Source organism: Flavobacterium psychroterrae (assembly GCF_018380615.1).
In the GTDB taxonomy this organism is placed as follows: domain Bacteria; phylum Bacteroidota; class Bacteroidia; order Flavobacteriales; family Flavobacteriaceae; genus Flavobacterium; species Flavobacterium psychroterrae.
Genome location: NZ_JAGYVZ010000022.1, coordinates 23,716 through 40,736, shown reverse-complemented (window position 1 = coordinate 40,736; position 17,021 = coordinate 23,716). Strand labels below are relative to the sequence as shown.

Here is a 17,021-nt window from a genome sequence, read left to right as displayed (position 1 = left end):
GCGACTGTAAACTGTTTACTTTCTCGGTATCCATTTCACTTCCTCCGCTTTTAAGTCAAACGACAACTTCCGTGCCAAGACAAAAAGGTAGTCAGAAAGTCGGTTTAAGTACATGATTGCAATTTCAGGAACGTGTTCATTGTGGCTTAAATGTACTGCCAAACGCTCTGCACGGCGACAAATACAACGTGCGATATGACAATGTGACACGGTTGGATGTCCACCCGGTAATACAAAATGAGTCATTTGCGGAAGGCTTTCTTCCATTTTATCAATTTCGTTTTCTAATAATTCGATATCAGTATCTATGATTCCGAGATTTTTTAATCTTAATTCTCCGTTTTTTAAAACTTCTTTCTCTGCAGGAGTTGCTAAAATTGCGCCTACGGTAAATAAACGGTCCTGAATTTCGATTAAAATCGTTTTATAATGTGAATCGATTTCCTGATCTCGAATGAGTCCTATATAAGAGTTCAATTCGTCAACGGTTCCATAACTGTCAATTCGTATGTGATCTTTAGGAACGCGCGTGCCTCCAAAAAGAGCTGTGGTACCTTTATCTCCTGTTTTTGTATATACTTTCATTTTGGCATTTTAGATTTTAGATTTCTGATTTTAGATTTAATATTTGGAATCTTAAAATTGTATTAATCGATTTAAATTACAAAGTATAAATTACAGAAGGAATCTAAAATCTAAAATCACAAATCTACAATTATTTGGTTGTGTCACTTTCAATCAAGCCATCTCTTAGCCTAATTACGCGGTGTGCATAAGCTGCGATATCTTCTTCGTGTGTTACTAATATTACTGTATTTCCTTGTTCATGGATATCACCAAAAAGCTTCATGATTTCTACAGAGGTTTTACTGTCTAAGTTTCCGGTTGGTTCATCGGCCAATATAATCGAAGGTTTGTTGACCAAGGCACGGGCAATTGCCACACGCTGACGTTGTCCTCCGGAAAGTTGATTGGGTTGGTGATCCATTCTGTCAGCGAGATTTACTTGCTTTAAAACTTCAATCGCACGCTCGTTACGCTCAGATTTTGAATATCCGGCATAAATCATAGGTAGAGCGACATTGTCTAAAGCAGTTGTGCGGGGTAAAAGATTAAAGGTTTGAAATACAAATCCAATTTCTTTGTTCCGAATTCCTGCCAACTCATCATCCTTCATTTGGCTCACATCTTTTCCGTTCAATACATAATGTCCTGAAGTTGGTGTATCAAGGCAACCTAATAAATTCATTAAAGTTGATTTTCCAGATCCTGACGGTCCCATTAAAGCTACGTATTCGCCTTTGTTGATTTCTAAATCTATACCTTTTAAAACATAGACAATTTCGTTACCCAATACAAAATCTCTTTTGATGTTGGTTATTTTAATTAATGGATTTGCCATTTCGATTTACAATTTTGGATTTAAAAGTACAAAACACTTTTCAATAAACGATAAGTAGCATAAAATTGATTTTTGTTACAGATCCCAGCATTTACAGGAACTTTTTTAATCTTCTAAAAAAAGATATTATAGTCAATGAAAAACTTGTTATATGATTGTGAATTGTTTTTACATAATTATCATATTTTGTGTTTTTTATTAAATTAAATTTATAATTAGTATTAATTTCTTGATAATAATATATGATTATTAGAATTTTTAACTATATTTGTGATGTAATATTAAATAAGCAAAATTATGAAGAACATACAATTATTATCGGGAATTGCATTAATTGCACTAAGTTTAACTTCTTGTAAAGACGAAAAACAAGAGAAAGCTCAAAAAACAATCGACTCTTATGTAGCCTACGTCGATTCAGTAAAAAATGTAAAAGCTGACGATTTGAAAGCAGATTGGAAAAATGTTGACGCTGAGTACGACAGAAGAGCTGCAGAAGCTCAAACTGCACTTGCTGACGTTAAAGACAATACAGCAGCAACAGAAAAAATAAATGCGAGTAAAATCAAGTATGAAGAATTTAAAAATGAAATGACCACCGTTTTTGCCCCTCCAGCTGCAAGCCCAAAGCAACAATTGAGAAACGCCTTATTTGGTGAAGGAAAAATTGGCGATGACATGAACTTTGACTGGGTAAACGCTAAAAATATTCATAGTGTGTACCAACAATTTGTTCATACCGTAGAGGATAATAAAGATAAATATTCTCGTGAAGATTGGGATGAAGTAAAATTGATGTATGAAGCACTTGACAGCCGTAAAAATACAGTTGAAAAAGAAGGATTAACATCTGAAGATAATAGAAAAATTGCAGGTTTAAAATTGAAATTTGCACCAATGTATACTGTTAACAGAATGGGTGCTAAATCTGAAGAAAATAAAGATGCCAAAAAATAATTTGGTAAATATTTGAATTAGTATTAAAAAAGACAATCAGCGATGATTGTCTTTTTTTTTATGCCCTAATCACAAAATGTTCTTTTTCCTGTTCATACCTGAAAAACACAAATCCCCATTGAAAAGTATCAATCGTTACAGTTACTTTTGGATGTTTTTTAATTATTTCCCAGGCTTCTTCCATTTCTGGGGACCAATGAATGTCATCAAAAATCCAGACAGAGTCATTTGTTATTGTAGTTAATAAAAGATCAAAATAAGCTAAAGTTGCTTTTTTAGAATGATTACCGTCGAAATAAATTAAATCAAAGTTTTTAGTCTCGGTTTCCAGTCTCAGTTTAATATCCTGAAGGTAAATTTCGAATTCAGTTATTACGGGAGTAACATTTTTGAAATTGAATTTTTGAAATTGCAATTGACATTGATTTCCAGTTTCCGGACAGCCTTCTAAAGTAATTACTTTAGCATTTATATTTCCTAATGCTAAAGCAGAAGTTGCCAAACCTAATGAAGTTCCGATTTCCAGAATATTTTTTGGCTGAAAATAGTCAGTAACCCTAAAAAGTAATTCAGCACGTTTTGGCGAAATCCCTGCTGTTTTGGCAATTTTAGAAATTTGTCTTCTATTTGATTTAAAAACTTTTGAACCTGCACCAAAATCAGTTACATCAATAAAATTTTTATTTTCTAAAAGAGATTTTCTGTAATTTTTTAAAATTGAATATTCAGGCTTTGATTTTTTATCATAAAAACATTTTGTCAATAAATTAAAAACAAAAGGAGAATGTACTCCGTGTTCGTTTTTAGATTTCCAAAGAAATTTTAAATAGGATTTTATCTGAAATAGCATATTAATAGTTGCATATGAGCGCGAAGATACAAAAAAGTACAAAGGCGGAAAGTTTAGAGATATGTATTACTTTATGACTTTTGACTTTACGACTTTAGACTTTTAAAAAGACTATATTTGCGGACTTTAAATTTAAGCTAATAGTAATACGTTTTTTATGATGTTGAAGGAAGAAATAGAAGATAGAAGTACGATATCTTCTGAAGAAATTAATCGATGCATTGCTATTTTGGCACAATTGAATACGAATACAGATCAGATATTTGATATTCCGAAAGAACAACGAATTGCTTTAATCAAAGAAGCCGGAATGTTTTCCAGACCAGACAAAGGTGAGTTTTCGCGAAGAATTAAAGATGGTTTACAAGCTGCCAAACGTAAAAAAGAGAAAAAAGACAAAACCGCTCGTAAAGAAACCGGAATTCGTTATGCGCGTGAAGCAAGTATATTTGTTGCGCCTAAATTATTAGCTTTTAATGATCTTGTGCACAAAGAGCAATTAGAACTCGAAACACCAAGAAATTGTTACGTCTGTAAAACTGAATTTACTAAAATGCACCACTTTTATGATACAATGTGTACAGATTGTGGCGATTTTAATTATGCAAAACGTTTCCAGACTGCTGATGTAAAGGGGCAAGTTGCCATTATTACAGGTTCTCGTTTAAAAATTGGTTATCATATTACATTGATGCTTTTGCGTGGCGGAGCAACTGTTATTGCCACAACTCGTTTTCCGGTAGATTCGGCTTTGCGTTTTGCTAAGGAATATGATTTTATGGAATGGGGACATCGCTTAAAAATTCATGGTTTAGATTTAAGACATATTCCCAGTGTAGAGATTTTCTGCAATTTTATCGAACAAAAATACGAACGTTTAGATATTCTGATTAATAATGCTGCTCAAACTGTAAGGCGTCCGGCTGGTTTTTATTCGCATTTAATGGAAAATGAAGAATTGCCAATAAGCGCACTACCAAAACAAGCGCAGGAATTATTATTAGATCATCTTAATTGCCTGGATGAATTAAAAATGCTGACAAGCGGAGCTTCTTCTAACGAGAATATGCCGGTTACGTGGCACGGACCTGAACCCGGAATTGGTTTGAGGGCTTCTGCCAAATTATCTCAGATCCCGTATTCTTTTGATAATGCATTAGTGGCAAATGAAGTTTTTCCTGAAGGAGAACTTGATGCCGATTTACAACAAGTTGATTTGCGAAAAACCAATAGCTGGCGTTTGCGCTTAGGTCAAATCGAAACTACGGAAATGATTGAAGTTCAGTTGGTAAATTCTGTTGCGCCTTTTGTTTTATGTAACCGACTTTCGGAAGTAATGAAAAAAGATAATACGGGACAAAAACACATTATAAATGTTTCGGCAATGGAAGGAAAATTTCATCGTTTTTTTAAAGAAGATCGTCATCCACATACCAATATGGCAAAAGCTGCCTTGAATATGTTAACGCATACTTCGTCCGGAACTTTAGCAAAACATGGTATTTTTATGAATGCCGTTGATACAGGTTGGGTAACTGACGAAGATCCTGCCGAATTAGCTAAGAAAAAACAAGAACTGGAGGATTTTCAACCGCCATTAGATATTGTAGATGGAGCGGCACGTGTTATGGATCCGTTGTTTGACGGAATTAATACAGGAAAACATTGGTGCGGAAAATTCCTGAAAGATTATAATCCAATTCCTTGGTAATTTTTAGTCTCAGTCTCATTTTTCAGTCTCAGTCTCTGTTTCAGTCACAGTTTAAACATAAAAACCACAACAGAATAAATTTTGTTGTGGTTTTTCTTTTTGAAAAATTAGGGGGATTAACGGTAAATGTTTTCTCCTTTATTTGATTTCCATTCTCTTTCAAAATATTCAGCATCTTCGTCATTACGAGTATGAACTCCTAATACAACGTGACCATCTTTAATTCCTGATTCGTAAACTTTTGCTCTTTCTTCTGGAATACCAGATCCTACTAAAGCACCAATTAAACCCCCTGTGATTCCACCTGCACCTGCACCAGCTAAACCTGCTGCTAAAGGACCAGCAATGATTAATCCTAATCCAGGAATAACAAGGCTTGTTCCTAATGCTGCAACAACTCCTACGATAGCTCCAATTGTTCCGCCAATGGCAGATCCTGTTCCAGCAGTTTCAGCTGCTTTTGTTCCTAATTCAGAATGATCGTGTTTATCTGAATAATGTTTTTTTCTTGTGTCATCAGACATGATAAGGTTTATTTCGTCCTTTGTATATCCTCTGTCATGTAAAGTGTTGTACGCTCTTTCTGTGCTTTCACGATCTGTGAACATTCCTGTAAGTATTTGACGTTTAGTTCCGTCTGGGTTATTTAGATTTTCCATTTTATATATGTGTTAATTGTGAATTCATTTTCACTTACACAAATCTCGGAAAACAAATGAAGTATCATTTACATAATTTTTTCAATTTATTACATGTGGAATTTTTGTTATTCTTAGAATCGAATGCTGTTTTTAGTTTAAATGAAAAAAACCACAACAAAAATATAATTCTGTTGTGGTTTTTTATTAAGATGAGTTGTTTTGTAATTTATTTAGTTGACCTTAATTAATTTAACGTCAAAAATAAGTACAGAACCGCCTGCGATTCCATTAGAGTCAAAACTTCCGTAACCTAAATGTGAAGGCACTAATAAAATTCCGCTTCCGCCTTCTTTAAAATGAGGAATACCTTCTGTCCAGCCTTTAATAACCTGATTCAATCCAAAAGAAAGTCCTTCAGGTTTACTTTGGTCAAATACATTTCCGTTAGAATAATATCCTTTATACACTACAGTTACATTTGATGTTGCTGTTGGTTGTTTTCCGGTTCCCGGTTCGTTGATTACATAATACAAACCAGTATCGCTTTTTACAGCTGTTAGTTTGTTTTTAGCGATATAATCTGTGATTTCTTTTTCGTTTTCAACAGTATAATCTGTTTCTTGTTGTTCACTGCTTTTTTCTTTGTCACTATTACAAGAGATAAAAAGTGTTAAGGCTAATAATGAAGTTAAAATGTATTTCATGAAATGTGGATTTTTAAAAGAGCTAATATAATAAAGTTTTCAGTCTCAGTGTCAGTTTTCAGTTTTGCTTTGATATTAAATACTGCATCCAAATTTATTAGGATTGTTAATCATGTAATTAATAAGTTTTCCAATTTCAGCACTTTTTCTATTTAAAAGATCAAATTTTTCCTGGTTTATATATTCACATTTTAGTGAAAATTCTAGCCAAACATTAGTTTCAGAATTTTCAGCATCGCTATCAGTCAATTTGCTTATAAAGTGATTTACATATCTTCTCTTTCGATATGATTCTGCAATATTTGCACAAACGCTTCTTGAAGATCGCCTTATCTGATCAGTTAGTGAAAATTTTTCTTCTTTAGGAAATGCCTTTGATATTTGAAATATTTCCATTGCAAGTTCAAATGACTTTTTATAAGCCAATAATTCTTTGAAATCCATTATTTAATTTTTCACAAGGATAATTAAAAAACAGGAAAAATACTACTTTGCAGGATAAAATATTCTGCATAAAGACTGAAAACTGTCACTGCGACTGAAAAACTAAAACTACCCCTCAATCTTAGCCGAAAGCTCAAACCAACGTTCTTCTTTCTGATCTATTTTATTGATTATGTTTTGTAATTCATTTGCTTTTTTGTCAATATCAGCATCCGCAACTTTCCCTTCAGAGAATAATTGTTCGATTTTAGTTTTGTCGATTTCTAAATCTTTAATTTCTCTTTCCAGTTTTTGATATTCTTTTTGCTCGTTGAAAGTTAAATTTCCGGTTGGATTATTTTGTTTCCAATCTTTCTTCTCTGCTTTGTTTTCTTCTTTTTGAGCAACCTCAGAACTATCTTCATAAGCTCTAAAGTCAGAATAGTTTCCGGGGAAATTTTCGATTTCACCATTTCCTCTAAAAACAAATAAGTGATCGACAATTTTATCCATAAAATAACGGTCGTGAGATACAACAAGTAAACAACCAGGATAATCTAAAAGGAAACTTTCAAGGACATTTAGCGTCACGATATCTAAATCGTTCGTTGGCTCATCCAGAATCAAAAAGTTAGGATTCTGAATCAAAACCGTACATAAATACAAACGTTTTAATTCTCCACCACTTAATTTTTCTACAAAATCATATTGTTTTTTCGCATCAAAAAGAAAACGCTCCAATAATTGCGAAGCCGAAATCATTCTGCCTTTTGCAAGCGGAATAAATTCTCCATATTCTTTAATAATATCAATTACACGCTGATTTGGTTTCGGGTTGATTCCGGTTTGTGTGTAATAACCAATTTTTATCGTTTCACCTTTTACTACGCGACCACTATCTAATGGAAGTGTTCCCGTTAAAAGATTTAAAAAAGTAGATTTCCCAGTTCCGTTTTTACCAATGATTCCAATGCGTTCTCCACGTTGAAAATCAAAACTAAAATTGTCCAGAATGACATGATCCTTAAATTTCTTGGAGATTTTGTGAAGCTCGATAATCTTGCTTCCCATACGTTCCATATTAATTTCAAGTTCAACCTTGTTTTCGCGACGACGGCTTTGTGCTTTTTCTTTAATTACATAAAAATCATCCTGACGCGATTTCGATTTTGTCGTTCTCGCTTTTGGCTGACGGCGCATCCACTCTAATTCTTTTGTAAATAGATTTTTTGCTTTATCAACACTTGCATTTTCAGAGGTAAGTCTTTCTTCTTTTTTCTCTAAATAATAAGAATAATTTCCTTTGTATTGGTATAATTTTCCGTTGTCAAGTTCGATAATTTCATTACAAACACGCTCTAAAAAGAATCGGTCGTGCGTAACCATAAACAACGTAATATTTTCTTTGGCAAAATAACTTTCCAGCCATTCGATCATTTCAAGATCCAGGTGATTGGTTGGCTCATCCAGAATCAATAAATCAGGGCGATTGATTAGGATAATCGCTAATGAAAGACGCTTTTTTTGTCCACCTGAAAGATTTTTTACTTTCAGTTTAAAATCTTCCAGTTTTAGTTTGAAAAGAATTTGCTTGTATTGCGTTTCAAAATCCCACGCATTATGTTGGTCCATTCCGTCAAAAGCTTTTTGATATGCCTCTTCATCGTCTGGATTTTCAAGTGCTTTTTCGTATTTCTCAATAACTTTTAAAGTCTCATTATCAGATGCAAAAATACTTTCTTCAATAGTCAACTCTTCCTGCAAATTGTTGCTCTGAGAAAGAAAAGCCATTTTGATACCTTTTCTTAAGACCACCTGACCAGTATCCGGTTCTTCTAAACCGTTAATAATGCTCATAATGGTTGTTTTTCCCGAACCATTTTTGGCAATGAAAGCAATTTTTTGATCTTTGTTTATTCCAAACGAGATATTGTCAAACAGCGTTTTTTCGCCAAACGACTTCGATAAATTTTCTACAGATAAGTAATTCACTTTGTAAATTATGAGTTATAAATTATGAGTTATAAATTATAAGTTATGAATGATTTACAAAACATAACTTTTTGCAAAAGTAAGCTATTATATTGCCATTTGCGAATTATTTATGGAGATAGGATTTCAAAATACGACTTAAATCAAACCGATGAATTTGTTGCTGGACATTGATAATAGGTTTTCGAACCAATGCTTCATTCGTTACATAATAGTGTAAGCCATCTTTTGTCGCAATGCCTTCAATTTGAATAATAGGAAGTTTAATAGTGATCCTTCGTTTGTTTCCGGATAAAAAATCATTGTCTTTGAAATCATATAAAAGATACAAAAACGGTTTTCCCATTTTAGAATATCCACAAAGTGCAATTAATTTTTTTGACTCTAAATACGTCGCTCCTGTTACCAATCCTTTTGTATCCAGCGTATGTTTTAGCTGTGCAACGTGATTGCCGGCTGTTTTAGGTAAAGCATAAATTGTAGTTTTAGAAGAACTCCATTGTTTGGTAAACAAATAAATACTGTCTTTTGAGACTATAAAAGCTTCACAATCAAAATTAGTAGTATTGCCTTTTTGCGGTGAAAAATCAGTTTGATCAGCATAACGAAACGAAATAGTTTCAATAGTGGGATTTCCTTCCAGAAAAGATTTTTTTTCTATTTTCAGAATATTCAAATCTGTTCTGTTTCCGGAGAAATTATTTCCAAAATCGCCTATATATAAATGAGTGCTGTCTTGTGAAATTTCTTCACAGTCATGGTTTGTGACTTTCTCCAAAATGATTTTCTTTCTAATATTTCCTAACGAATCTAATCCGTAAATCGTTTTGTCATGATCGTCGTTGTGAGTCCAGAATAAATTATCAAAAGCAATTAATCCTGAAGTCTCCTTGATAGAATCGCTTAATTGATTTGAATATTCAGGCTTTATCTTAACATTTTTATAAATGCAGCTTCCATTATTTATTGTTGCTTTAGGATTGTAATTTTGAGAAAGCGGATCTGTACATCCCTTAATTTGTGCGTAACCGGATGATATAATCAGGCAAAAGAATAAAATAGTTTTTATCATGGTCTGCAATATTAAATTTGCATGCAATAAAAGTAAAGTTTTAAAAGATTAGATTTAATTAGTATCGAAAATATAATTAAAGTAGTATTTTGCATCGATTTTATTAATTGATTTTTGTTCTTTTGATAAAGCGTAAATACCAAATATGAAATTTTTACAAAAACTGTCCCATTACCGTTTTTCACGCTATTTTAAACTTTTATTTGTTGGCGTAGATGTGGTATTGTTAAATTTAGCGACGATCCTTTCGGCATTGGCTAGATTTGGCAGTTTAGACATGCTTTTATCCAAAGAAGAAAAGACAGTCTCATTACTGGCGATTTTAATATGGATAGCCTTATTACTTCAAAATGATTCTAACCGAAGCATAAGGGTTGAGCCAATTGAATCTATATTAGTAAGAACAATAAAAAAGCTGGTGATTCATGCTGCCATCATCTCGGTTTTTGTAGTTTATTTACAATACAATGATATTTCAAGACTTAGATTACTTTCTTTTTATTTTATTTTTTTCGGGTTATTAATGATTTCCCGTTATTTATCGATGAAACTTTTAAAATACATTCGTGCAAAAGGATATAATTTTAAAACATTTATTGTAGTTGGTGCCAATGAATCAGGAGAAAAAATCAGAAAAATTTTGGCTAAGGATTTAACTTACGGTTATCGATTTTTAGGCTTTTTTGATGAAACCATCGAAAATAAAATTGTTGATCCTAAATTAGTCTTAGGCGGATTTGATGCAATCAGGCAATTTGTCAATGATAAAAAAGTCGATGAAATGTATGTTGCATTACATATTGATAATATCGAAATAATCAATGAGCTAACCAGAATTTGTGAACAAAATATGGTGCGAATCAAATTTATCCCGGATTTTCAATTGTATACAAAAGCCAGCAAAGTCGAGGTCACTTTTTATGAAAATACAGCAGTATTAATGTTTCGCACAGAACCGTTGGAATTTCCTGTAAACAGATTGTTGAAAAAAGCATTTGATATTTGTTTTTCAAGTTTAGTAATTCTATTTGTTTTTCCGTGGTTGTTTCCCATAATAATGTTGATTATTAAAATCGAATCACCAGGTCCGGTTTTTTTTAAACAAGTAAGGGAAGGTCGTGATAAGCGATCTTTTAAATGCTTGAAATTTAGAAGTATGTACTTAAATGATTTTGCTCATAATAAAATAACAGAAAGAGGTGACAGCCGTATTACTAAATTTGGCGCTTTTATTCGCAAAACAAGTATTGATGAGTTGCCACAATTTTTTAATGTTTTCTGGGGAGACATGTCTGTTGTTGGGCCAAGACCGCACATGATGAATGTTGTAAAAGAATACAGTGATTTGATTAATAATTATGTAGTGCGTCAATATGCCAAACCCGGAATTACAGGTTGGGCTCAGGTTAACGGTTTTCGCGGTGAAACAAAAATATTAAGCGATATGGAAAACAGAGTGGAATATGATATTTGGTATATCGAAAACTGGAGCTTTTTGCTGGATATGAAAATCATTGTAAAAACAATCATCAACATATTCAAAGGCGAAGAAAACGCTTATTAATGAAGTTTAATCAGAATTTAAAAAACTGATTATTCTGAATCACTTCCTTTAAATTTGCTACACTGTCAATCTTGATTTTTTCATTAAAAGAGGCGATATGCTTCATATGATGTACGTCAGTTCCTGTAAAATCATACATTCCTTTTTTTAGAAGTTCTTCGGCAGTTTTAGTTATTCTTTCTCCATAATAACCAACCGTTGATAATAAATTCAACTGAAAAAAACATCCGGCTTTTTTTAGTTTTTCATATTCATTAAAATCTTTTCGATAATATAAATACCGTTCCGGGTGTGCCAAAACTGGAATATATCCCGCAACTTGTAACTCAAATATAATTTTATACAACTGTATTGGAGCATTTTGATATGACATTTCTACCAGAACATAATTGTCCTTTAGCGTAAGAAGTTTTTCGGTTTGAAGATGACTTTCGAACCAATCATCCATAAAATATTCTGCGGCAACATTAAAAGGAATATTGATATTTTCCTTATCCAATAAAATAGAAGTTTCCTTATGTTTAGCAATTATGATTTCCGGAGAATTTTTCCAGATATAATGACTAATATGAGGCGTTGTAATAGCGTGAGAAATGCCCATTTCCTCAAATGCTTTTGCCAGTTTTATTGTGTCCCTAATAGTTTTTGCGCCATCATCAATTCCGGGTAATAAATGCGAATGGATATCGATATAATTATCAGATAAAAGATCTTTTAATTTGGGCTTGGATTTTAAGAAGGATAGCATGTTGCAAAAGTATATAAATGGAAAGGATTTGTTATTATTAAATTTTAATGTAACAATTGTAACTGCGCATTTTATAATTATATTATATTTGAAATTGCTAAAAATATAATTATTTATGAGAATTAAAGAAAATTTATACAATCAAAGAATCATTTCTATTGATGCTTTACGCGGAATTACAATTTTTATTATGATTTTTGTAAATGAGCTTGCAAGTATAAAACAAGTGCCGCAATGGCTAAGGCATATGCCGGCTGATGCTGATGCGATGACTTTTGTAGATGTTGTTTTTCCTGCTTTTTTATTTATTGTTGGTATGTCAGTTCCGTTTGCATTTAATGCAAGATTACTCAAAGGCGATAGTACTAAAACAATTTGGACACATACTTTAAAAAGAGCTTTTGCCTTAATAATTATTGGTGTTTTTATGGTCAATGCCGAATATGGTTATGATGCCACAAAAATGATAATTACACCAGTATTTTGGGGACTTTTAGCTTATTTAATGCCAATTCCTATATGGAACAAATATGCCAAAGATTTTCCTGTTTGGTTAAAATATACGCTTCAATATGGTGGAATGTTAGTTTTAATAGCGCTTTATTTTCTATATGTTCAGGAAGAAACAGGTAAAATAGGAATGACACCAAAATGGTGGGGAATTCTGGGTTTAATTGGTTGGGCATATCTATTTACAGTAGTATATTATTGGATCGTTTCCGGACGACTATGGGCGATGATTGCTTTTTTGGTAATTTGTGTAGCAGCAAATACTATCAATTTAACCGAAGGATCTTTTATACAGCAAACGTCGTGGTTGAGTTTTATTGCGGGACATTTAACTCATGCGGCATTAGTTGCTGCCGGAGTAGTAATTTCGTTATTGTTTTTTGACCGAAAAGTAGCAGCTAAAATAAATTGGGCAGTAATAGGTTTTGCTGTTTTATTTTTTGTAACAGGGTATTTATTAAGACCTTATTTCGGAATCTCAAAAATAAAAGGAACGCCGTCATGGACAATGTTTTCGGCATCAATTTGTACTGTTATCTTTTACTTTTTGTATTGGCTAATGGAAATTAAAAAAATCACCAAATGGAGTAATTTCTTTATGCCTGCAGCAGCAAATCCGTTATTGATTTATATTTTGCCGGGCGTAATTTATTATTTCTGCAAAGCTTTTCAAATTCATATTATTCCGGGGTATTTTCGTGTAGGTGTTCCGGGAATTATCTGGTCGCTTATTTTTTCAACGATAATGTTATTTGTGATGAAGTTGTGCAATAAATATAAAATCCAATTGCATTTATAATATTAAAGGTTTTAAAAGTTTCAGGTTTCAAGTTTCAAGTTTAGTGCGAACCTGAAACCTGAAACCTGAAACAATTTTTTTTATCTCACACGCTTAAACGCAATTTTTCCTGTTCTTTTTTTATTGTCTATAAAAGTTCCTTCCAGCGTATTTCCATCTTCGGATAATGTTAAAGTATGTGTTCCCGCCGTTGCCCAGTCTTTAATGGGTAAAGTCACATCTACGGTATAACCAATTGTATTTCCAATTCGTTTTCCGATACCGCTTTCTACAAATTTTTGACCTTTCCATTCCAGATAATGCGAGAAAATAACTTTTCCGTTTTGTTCAGATATAATTGCAACAGCATTACGAACGTCTGAATTAATATCTTCCCAAACACCGTTAATATCTATTTTTTGAGGTGTAGATTTTTTTTGGCTGTAGCCGAAATTTAAAAATAATAAGGCAACGAAAAGTGAAAGAAAAAGTCTTGTTTTCATGTTTTTAGTTTTGAACTATTACTGATTTGATTTCTAGAAATGCTCCCGGAACCGGTTTGTAATTCACAAAATTGAATTTGCATAAATTATGAATGTCTAAAAGTTTTCCGTACGGCAAACCGTCCTGTCTAAAATCAGACCACCGAATTTTAATTGTAGTGAATCTTTTTGGTGAAGGTAAAATATCAATTCTTGGATGCGAACCTCCATGCACGCAACCCGTTCCTTCAGTATTTCCCTGACGCGCCTGAAGTTTTATTAATTGAGATGATTTATATGTAATACTCACAAATTTAGATGTGTCAGATAAATTTGTTGGAACTCCGTCATTTGAATCTGAGGGTGTAATCAAAACATTCAACTCAATTTCACCAACCGGATTATCTTTTGCCGTTACTTTTATAATTTCATTTTCCAGACGAACACGATTAATAGTTTCCTGACTTTCTAAAACTGGACCGGCAATATACCAGGTTGAGGTTTTAACGAGATTTTGATCTGAATAATTTTTGAAGAAAGTAAATCCAGATATAAAAAATCCAATAGTCAATAAAAAAGTGAATGAATGAATCAGTCTTTTTTTTATCATGGAAATAAGTTTTATTCAAAATCAAAAATATGCATTTTTACAATCTGTTTTTTATTATTTCTAAAATAGCTTTCGTTTTAAATTAAACTTTAAATTTGTAAGAACTTGTCTCTGAAAATCTTACGAAATGAAAAATGTAAAATCTCTAATTATTTTATTTTTCTTCTTCTTTCTGATGCCATTTTGTTATTCACAAAATGATTCAGTTACAAATAATAAAAAAGATATTTTAGATGTTTTGTATAAACTCTTTCATAAAAATGATTCACTACGAATAAATCCTGATAAAAAAATTGCATTTTCGTTACTTCCGGTTCCTGTAGATGCCAATAAAAATGCAGGATTAGTGGTTTCATTTTTAACTACTTTTTATCTTGGCGATCGCAATACTACCAGAATGTCTCAAGTTATATTTTCGCCTTATTTTAGTTTTACAAATCAATATGTTTTTCCCATTCAAACCTATATTTATACAAAAGATAATAATTGGAATTTTATCGGTGATTATCGTTTTATGATTTATCCGCAGGATACTTATGGTTTGGGCGGACATAATACAGATAAAAAAATGTCAACGCTGGATTATCAGCAATGGCGTTTTTACCAATTTGCAACCCGCAAAGTAATTGGAAATTTTCGTTTAGGTTTAGGATTGTTATTAGATAATTACCAAAATATTTCTGAAGAATCCTATATCGATGATGAAACTGATTATGTGAAATATATGAATGGCGATTTTTCAGATGAAAATTCTTTTGGAGTCGCCATTCAGGGATTGTATGATTCCCGAAAAAACAATGTAAATCCCGAACAAGGTTTATATATCGAAGCTGATTATAGAATTAATACAAGCGGAGTAGAAGATCAAAAATGGAAATCTTTCTATTTTGATGCTCGAAAATACCATTCGTTTAATAAATACAAACATCGGGTTTTAGCGTATCGTGCTTTTTATTGGTCCACTTTTGGCGGGAAACCACATTATCTCGATTTACCAAGTATTGGTTGGGATCGGGACGGAAAAACAGGCCGTGGTTTTACCAGAAACAGATTTCGAAGTAATGCCTTAATTTATTTTGAAACCGAATACAGAACTGATATTACTAAAAATGGTTTTATTGGCGCCGTATTTTTTACTAATATTTCGTCAGTTTCTAATCTTGATACTTATGATTTTAAAAAATGGAATCCAGCCGTAGGAACCGGTTTGCGCATTAAATGGAACAAGCAAAATAATAGCAATTTGATACTTGATTTTGGAGTCAGTAAAAACGATTGGTCTTTACGACTTGGTTTGGCCGAAAATTTCTAACTTTCGAAAAATTCAATTCCATTATTTTTCATGCAATTATCGGTCATCATTCTTAATTATAATGTACGTTACTTTCTGGAACAATGTGTGTTAAGCGTTCAGGAAGCCATTTCTACACTTCACGCCGAAATCATTGTTATCGATAATAATTCATCAGATGAGAGTTGTTTGATGATGCAAAATAAATTTCCAACGGTAAAATTAATTCAGAATACGACCAATTTTGGTTTCCCAAAAGGGAATAATATAGGAGTGGAGCAAGCTTCCGGAAAATACATTTGCATTTTAAATCCCGATACAGTTGTTGCCGAAGATACATTTATTAAAGTTTTGGCTTTCGCCGAAAGGCAAATCAATTTAGGAATTGTAGGCTGTCAATTAATTGACGGAACAGGAGAATTTCTGCCGGAAAGCAAACGCGGAATCCCAACGCCGTGGATTGCATTTACAAAGATTTTTGGATTGTATAAAGTTTTTCCAAAATGGAAACTTTTCAATCAATATTATGCCCAGCATTTAGCAAAAGACGAAACTGGAAAAGTCGATATTTTAGTAGGCGCTTTTATGTTGATGCAACGTGATTTGTATCTAGAATTAGAAGGTTTTGATGAAAAATGTTTTATGTATGCTGATGATATCGATTTGTCGTACCGCGTTTTACAAAAAAATAAATCCAATTATTATTTTCATGAAACAACCGTTTTACATTATAAAGGAGAAAGTACGGTAAAAGATGAAAAATACATGAAACGTTTTCAGGAAGCGATGAATTTTTTCTATCGGAAACATTTTAAGAAATCTTGGTTTTTTGAATTTTTTATTCAAATCGGAATTTGGTTTTTTTCCTTTGCAAAAATGTTTCAGGGGAAAACCAAAGCAAAACTATTACCGGAAACTATTGTTTTTTATTCTTCAAATAAAATTTTGTCTGAAAAATTGCCTTCTATTTTAAAAAATAAAGTCCGCTTTATGAATTTAAAAAAAGAAAAAATAGTAAATTCGTCGCTGGTTTTTAAGGGTAAAAGGGTTGAGATTATTTTGGATAATCAGTATGTTTCATTCAAAAAATGTATCAAAATCATAAAAACTCTTAAAGATAAGAACGTTACTTTTAAGATTTTCCCCAAAAACACAGATTTTATTATTGGAAGCAATTCCCGTAATGACAGAGGGCAAGTTATAAAAATTGAGTAAAAAATTATATTAAGTGTAATTTATATTTAAAATATTCAGTAATTTCGCAATCAGAAAATCAAAATCATCCT

General features: G+C 32.3%; 17 protein-coding genes. 6 read left to right on the top strand and 11 right to left on the bottom strand.

The genetic code is table 11. The features are described from left to right. Positions 1–15: 15 nt before the first annotated feature. Together KHA90_RS19885 and KHA90_RS19880 are read right to left on the bottom strand one after the other, a co-directional pair. Complete coding sequence (locus tag KHA90_RS19885) at positions 16–585, bottom strand: cob(I)yrinic acid a,c-diamide adenosyltransferase (RefSeq protein ID WP_213305379.1); 570 nt, start codon at positions 583–585, stop codon at positions 16–18. 130 nt (positions 586–715) lie between these two features. Continuing rightward, entirely contained in the window at positions 716–1,402 is a 687-nt protein-coding gene (locus KHA90_RS19880; RefSeq protein WP_213305377.1) for an ABC transporter ATP-binding protein, read from the bottom strand. 297 nt (positions 1,403–1,699) lie between these two features. Here KHA90_RS19880 and KHA90_RS19875 point away from each other — a divergent pair, with 297 nt between their 5' ends. Next, positions 1,700–2,359, top strand: coding sequence for a DUF6565 domain-containing protein (locus KHA90_RS19875; RefSeq protein WP_213305375.1), 660 nt, complete (start codon positions 1,700–1,702; stop codon positions 2,357–2,359). 58 nt (positions 2,360–2,417) lie between these two features. On the opposite strand, the gene KHA90_RS19870 is transcribed toward KHA90_RS19875, so the two are convergent. After that, the gene (locus tag KHA90_RS19870; RefSeq protein ID WP_213305373.1) at positions 2,418–3,209 is read right to left on the bottom strand and encodes an O-methyltransferase; all 792 of its coding nucleotides are present in this window, start codon (positions 3,207–3,209) and stop codon (positions 2,418–2,420) included. Between the two features lie 160 nt (positions 3,210–3,369). Here KHA90_RS19870 and KHA90_RS19865 point away from each other — a divergent pair, with 160 nt between their 5' ends. Next, positions 3,370–4,920, top strand: coding sequence for an SDR family NAD(P)-dependent oxidoreductase (locus KHA90_RS19865; RefSeq protein ID WP_213305421.1), 1,551 nt, complete (start codon positions 3,370–3,372; stop codon positions 4,918–4,920). A gap of 116 nt (positions 4,921–5,036) precedes the next feature. Here KHA90_RS19865 and KHA90_RS19860 read toward each other — a convergent pair whose 3' ends face one another. The 5 genes from KHA90_RS19860 to KHA90_RS19840 all read right to left on the bottom strand — a co-directional run bounded on the left by KHA90_RS19860 (position 5,037) and on the right by KHA90_RS19840 (position 9,752). Further along, complete coding sequence (locus tag KHA90_RS19860; protein ID WP_213305371.1) at positions 5,037–5,579, bottom strand: hypothetical protein; 543 nt, start codon at positions 5,577–5,579, stop codon at positions 5,037–5,039. Positions 5,580–5,791: 212 nt separating this feature from the next. Further along, a complete protein-coding gene (locus tag KHA90_RS19855; RefSeq protein ID WP_213305369.1) occupies positions 5,792–6,265 on the bottom strand; it encodes an FKBP-type peptidyl-prolyl cis-trans isomerase in 474 nt (157 codons plus the stop codon). A 75-nt stretch (positions 6,266–6,340) separates the two neighbouring features. Further along, complete coding sequence (locus tag KHA90_RS19850) at positions 6,341–6,709, bottom strand: four helix bundle protein (protein ID WP_213305367.1); 369 nt, start codon at positions 6,707–6,709, stop codon at positions 6,341–6,343. A gap of 108 nt (positions 6,710–6,817) precedes the next feature. Then, positions 6,818–8,680, bottom strand: a complete 1,863-nt coding sequence (locus tag KHA90_RS19845) for an ABC-F family ATP-binding cassette domain-containing protein (RefSeq protein ID WP_213305365.1) — start codon at positions 8,678–8,680, stop codon at positions 6,818–6,820. Between the two features lie 106 nt (positions 8,681–8,786). Continuing rightward, positions 8,787–9,752, bottom strand: a complete 966-nt coding sequence (locus KHA90_RS19840; RefSeq protein ID WP_213305363.1) for a T9SS C-terminal target domain-containing protein — start codon at positions 9,750–9,752, stop codon at positions 8,787–8,789. 145 nt (positions 9,753–9,897) lie between these two features. On the opposite strand from KHA90_RS19840, the gene KHA90_RS19835 reads away from it, so the two are divergent. After that, positions 9,898–11,316 (top strand): undecaprenyl-phosphate glucose phosphotransferase, encoded by a 1,419-nt coding sequence (locus KHA90_RS19835; protein WP_213305361.1) that lies wholly within the window; start codon positions 9,898–9,900, stop codon positions 11,314–11,316. 10 nt (positions 11,317–11,326) lie between these two features. Here KHA90_RS19835 and KHA90_RS19830 read toward each other — a convergent pair whose 3' ends face one another. After that, entirely contained in the window at positions 11,327–12,064 is a 738-nt protein-coding gene (locus KHA90_RS19830) for a tyrosine-protein phosphatase (protein ID WP_213305347.1), read from the bottom strand. 115 nt (positions 12,065–12,179) lie between these two features. Here KHA90_RS19830 and KHA90_RS19825 point away from each other — a divergent pair, with 115 nt between their 5' ends. Beyond that, the gene (locus KHA90_RS19825; RefSeq protein ID WP_213305344.1) at positions 12,180–13,373 is read left to right on the top strand and encodes a DUF5009 domain-containing protein; all 1,194 of its coding nucleotides are present in this window, start codon (positions 12,180–12,182) and stop codon (positions 13,371–13,373) included. An 80-nt stretch (positions 13,374–13,453) separates the two neighbouring features. On the opposite strand, the gene KHA90_RS19820 is transcribed toward KHA90_RS19825, so the two are convergent. Continuing rightward, positions 13,454–13,855, bottom strand: a complete 402-nt coding sequence (locus KHA90_RS19820) for a hypothetical protein (RefSeq protein ID WP_213305341.1) — start codon at positions 13,853–13,855, stop codon at positions 13,454–13,456. 4 nt (positions 13,856–13,859) lie between these two features. Continuing rightward, on the bottom strand, positions 13,860–14,444 hold the full coding sequence (locus KHA90_RS19815) for a hypothetical protein (RefSeq protein ID WP_213305338.1): 585 nt from the start codon (positions 14,442–14,444) through the stop codon (positions 13,860–13,862). Between the two features lie 127 nt (positions 14,445–14,571). On the opposite strand from KHA90_RS19815, the gene KHA90_RS19810 reads away from it, so the two are divergent. Further along, entirely contained in the window at positions 14,572–15,756 is a 1,185-nt protein-coding gene (locus KHA90_RS19810) for a BamA/TamA family outer membrane protein (RefSeq protein WP_244860459.1), read from the top strand. A 30-nt stretch (positions 15,757–15,786) separates the two neighbouring features. Then, positions 15,787–16,950: a glycosyltransferase family 2 protein gene (locus KHA90_RS19805; protein ID WP_213305335.1), complete on the top strand. Its 1,164-nt coding sequence runs from the start codon at positions 15,787–15,789 to the stop codon at positions 16,948–16,950. Positions 16,951–17,021 lie beyond the last annotated feature (71 nt).

Coding starts and splice junctions, on each gene's coding strand:
- KHA90_RS19840 (WP_213305363.1), bottom strand. CDS start 9,752: ATGATAAAAACTATTTTATTCTTTTGCCTGATTATATCATCCGGTTAC.
- KHA90_RS19830 (WP_213305347.1), bottom strand. CDS start 12,064: ATGCTATCCTTCTTAAAATCCAAGCCCAAATTAAAAGATCTTTTATCT.
- KHA90_RS19855 (WP_213305369.1), bottom strand. CDS start 6,265: ATGAAATACATTTTAACTTCATTATTAGCCTTAACACTTTTTATCTCT.
- KHA90_RS19850 (WP_213305367.1), bottom strand. CDS start 6,709: ATGGATTTCAAAGAATTATTGGCTTATAAAAAGTCATTTGAACTTGCA.
- KHA90_RS19865 (WP_213305421.1), top strand. CDS start 3,370: ATGTTGAAGGAAGAAATAGAAGATAGAAGTACGATATCTTCTGAAGAA.
- KHA90_RS19810 (WP_244860459.1), top strand. CDS start 14,572: ATGAAAAATGTAAAATCTCTAATTATTTTATTTTTCTTCTTCTTTCTG.
- KHA90_RS19880 (WP_213305377.1), bottom strand. CDS start 1,402: ATGGCAAATCCATTAATTAAAATAACCAACATCAAAAGAGATTTTGTA.
- KHA90_RS19875 (WP_213305375.1), top strand. CDS start 1,700: ATGAAGAACATACAATTATTATCGGGAATTGCATTAATTGCACTAAGT.
- KHA90_RS19870 (WP_213305373.1), bottom strand. CDS start 3,209: ATGCTATTTCAGATAAAATCCTATTTAAAATTTCTTTGGAAATCTAAA.
- KHA90_RS19820 (WP_213305341.1), bottom strand. CDS start 13,855: ATGAAAACAAGACTTTTTCTTTCACTTTTCGTTGCCTTATTATTTTTA.
- KHA90_RS19825 (WP_213305344.1), top strand. CDS start 12,180: ATGAGAATTAAAGAAAATTTATACAATCAAAGAATCATTTCTATTGAT.
- KHA90_RS19815 (WP_213305338.1), bottom strand. CDS start 14,444: ATGATAAAAAAAAGACTGATTCATTCATTCACTTTTTTATTGACTATT.
- KHA90_RS19835 (WP_213305361.1), top strand. CDS start 9,898: ATGAAATTTTTACAAAAACTGTCCCATTACCGTTTTTCACGCTATTTT.
- KHA90_RS19805 (WP_213305335.1), top strand. CDS start 15,787: ATGCAATTATCGGTCATCATTCTTAATTATAATGTACGTTACTTTCTG.
- KHA90_RS19885 (WP_213305379.1), bottom strand. CDS start 585: ATGAAAGTATATACAAAAACAGGAGATAAAGGTACCACAGCTCTTTTT.
- KHA90_RS19860 (WP_213305371.1), bottom strand. CDS start 5,579: ATGGAAAATCTAAATAACCCAGACGGAACTAAACGTCAAATACTTACA.